Origin of the sequence: Bacillus sp. ME78 (assembly GCF_903970865.1) — a bacterium.
GTDB classification, from domain to species: Bacteria; Bacillota; Bacilli; order Bacillales; family Bacillaceae_G; genus Bacillus_A; species Bacillus_A cereus.
Window position 1 is genome coordinate 1 of the sequence record NZ_CAJCKK010000072.1, and the last position, 2,462, is coordinate 2,462.

The following is a 2,462-nucleotide window of genomic DNA, read 5'->3' on the forward strand; positions in this document are numbered from 1 at the left end:
CATCTAAAAATAAAAATTGACGTTTCACGTTGTTTGTTTCGTTCAGTTTTCAAAGAACTACTTGGTCGCTCATTTGCGACTTCCTTATGTTAACATCTTCGTTAGTTAATGTCAACTAAGTTTTTTATTTCGTTTGTCGCTTGCGACGTTAATGTCATCGGCGACTTGTCCTATATTACACCTCTATATAATAATAGTCAATATTAATCTTTCATTTTTTAAAAAAAGATGAAAAATACTCTCATACCCCCTCTTTATTCCTCATACATATCAGTAAAATAACTGAAAGGAGTGTAGAACTTGTTCGATCCTTCTTTATTAAACACCATAAGCGCCCATTCAAGAAGCCCACACTATCATAGGAAGTTTCCCATCATTCTATTTTGGAGTCAAAAAAGCGGTTGCACTTCTCTTGCCAATTGGTTCTTTTACCAAATTGATTTATTGCAAACAGCTCTAAGTTATAGTCCTTTCATTCATAATTATGAATATGATATATACAAAAGTACACCTGCTTATAGTGTACGACTAGGAGTAGCGTTGCGAGAAAAACAAAAAGAAACGTTTAAACTTGTTCGTAACCCTTATAGGAGAGCAGTCAGTTCTTTCGTATCCTTAATTGGACCTCCTTATATGGAAAATCCCGAATGGAAACCCATCCGAAAGTTTTTATATCAAGATGAAAATTCCCCCAAAGGGATCTCATTTAAACAATTTCTATACTATCTATTTATGAAAGGGGCTCACGCAAGTGATATTAACCCACATTTCACACAACAATATATAGCTGGTGAAGAAGAATATGTCACCAATTATATATACTTAGAAAACTTTGATCAGGAAATGAAAGAATTAGAAAAGCGTTTCGAATTAAAAAACGCACCAATAAATGAGTTCTCAACATCATGGCATCATCAAACTCCCGCCATGATTTATAAAGGGAATTTTAGCGAAGGCGATATTACTGATCCTTTATTTCCCCGTCATCCAACTTTTGAAAGCTTTTATGATACTGAATGTATACAACTTGTTCAAACAATATTTCAAAATGATTTCGACACATATAAATACAGCAAAGAATATCCATACTAATTTTAGTCTATTATCTTTGCTAAATAAAAAAGATACCTCATATATAAGGTATCTTTTTAACATTTCAATTATATAAATCATACTGTTTAACAGTCTCTATTCTCCACCTTGTTACCTTTTAATAGATTACATAACTTTTGCTTATCCGCCCATCCTACTCCAATTAAAACTAAACTCGCTCCCATTATTACTCTCCATGTCAAAGATTCATTTAATAGAATAATTGAAGTAACAATACTTATTAACGGTAATGCATTTAAATATAATCCGCTTACTGATGCTGAAACTCTCTCTAGCGCTTTATTCCAAAACCAATACGCTAAAATTGTTGCTCCAATAATAAGGTATATTACACTAAGTCCCGTTTTCCAAGTTTCAATCTTCGGTAAACCGTAATAAAGAATTTCTACCAGTGCAAATGGTAATAGAATAACAGCTCCAATAATTAAAGTTAATGTTGTAAAAACCTCGTTTGATAAATACTGTTCTTGTTTTGGTCGTTTTAGCAAAACCGTGTAGAAAGCAAATAGAAAAGTACTTAATAATATCAGTATATCTCCTATTAAAGACACTTCTTGATCAGCACTTTTAGATGGAATCGTAATAAAGAGTACTCCTATAGCACCCAATATAATTCCTATCCAATAATTCAATCGAATTTTCTCTTTCAAGAAGATTGCTGAAAAAAGAATTGTAACTAATGGTAATGCAGCATCTATGATACTAACATGTAATCCACTTGTTAAAGAAATACCGTACGATGTGAACATAAAATACCCAGCTACACCGGTAAAAGCTAACAAACTCATTCTTTTCCATGGAACTTTTTTATGTACAACTGATTTTTGTAGTTGCTTAAATGAAAATAGCATACAAATTCCACCTGCAAAGAAAAGACGAATAAACAACAAAGTAAACGGCTGGATAGATTCTAAAGCCCATTTTGTTGGCGCAATAGCTGTCCCCCATAATATAACAGCCACTAATAACATGCATATTTCTTTCATAATCCCCCACACCCATCAAAAATATATGTTAACTACCTTAATTATAGATTTTTTCTTATGTAAAATCCTTTAAAAACACAAAAGGTTATGTAAAAAGAGCTAGAGTGCTACTTTTTACATAACCTTTTTATATAAAATCACAAACATTCTTTTTACATCTCGACTACATTCTTAAAAAAAGGTAATTCTTACCTCTTTATTTTAAATAATAAAAATAAACACAAAAAAACCTAAGTCAAAACGACTTAGGTTTTTGCTTGGCGACGTCCTACTCTCACAGGGACAAGGTCCCAACTACCATCGGCGCTAGAGAGCTTAACTTCCGTGTTCGGTATGGGAACGGGTGTGACCTCTCTGCCATCA

Annotated in this window: 2 protein-coding genes and 1 rRNA gene; 1 reads left to right on the forward strand and 2 read right to left on the reverse strand. The window is 32.7% G+C overall.

The window, feature by feature from the left end; genetic code table 11:
- The first annotated feature begins 300 nt into the window (after positions 1–300).
- Entirely contained in the window at positions 301–1,092 is a 792-nt protein-coding gene (locus H6481_RS28025) for a sulfotransferase family 2 domain-containing protein (protein WP_000460203.1), read from the forward strand.
- Positions 1,093–1,178: 86 nt separating this feature from the next.
- Here H6481_RS28025 and H6481_RS28030 read toward each other — a convergent pair whose 3' ends face one another.
- A complete protein-coding gene (locus H6481_RS28030) occupies positions 1,179–2,099 on the reverse strand; it encodes a DMT family transporter (RefSeq protein ID WP_097920914.1) in 921 nt (306 codons plus the stop codon).
- 255 nt (positions 2,100–2,354) lie between these two features.
- Positions 2,355–2,462 (reverse strand): 5S ribosomal RNA (gene rrf / locus H6481_RS28035); the annotation flags it as partial.

What these genes read in the sequence shown, in the direction of transcription:
- H6481_RS28030 (WP_097920914.1), bottom strand. Translation starts at nt 2,099, where the DNA reads ATGAAAGAAATATGCATGTTATTAGTGGCTGTTATATTATGGGGGACA.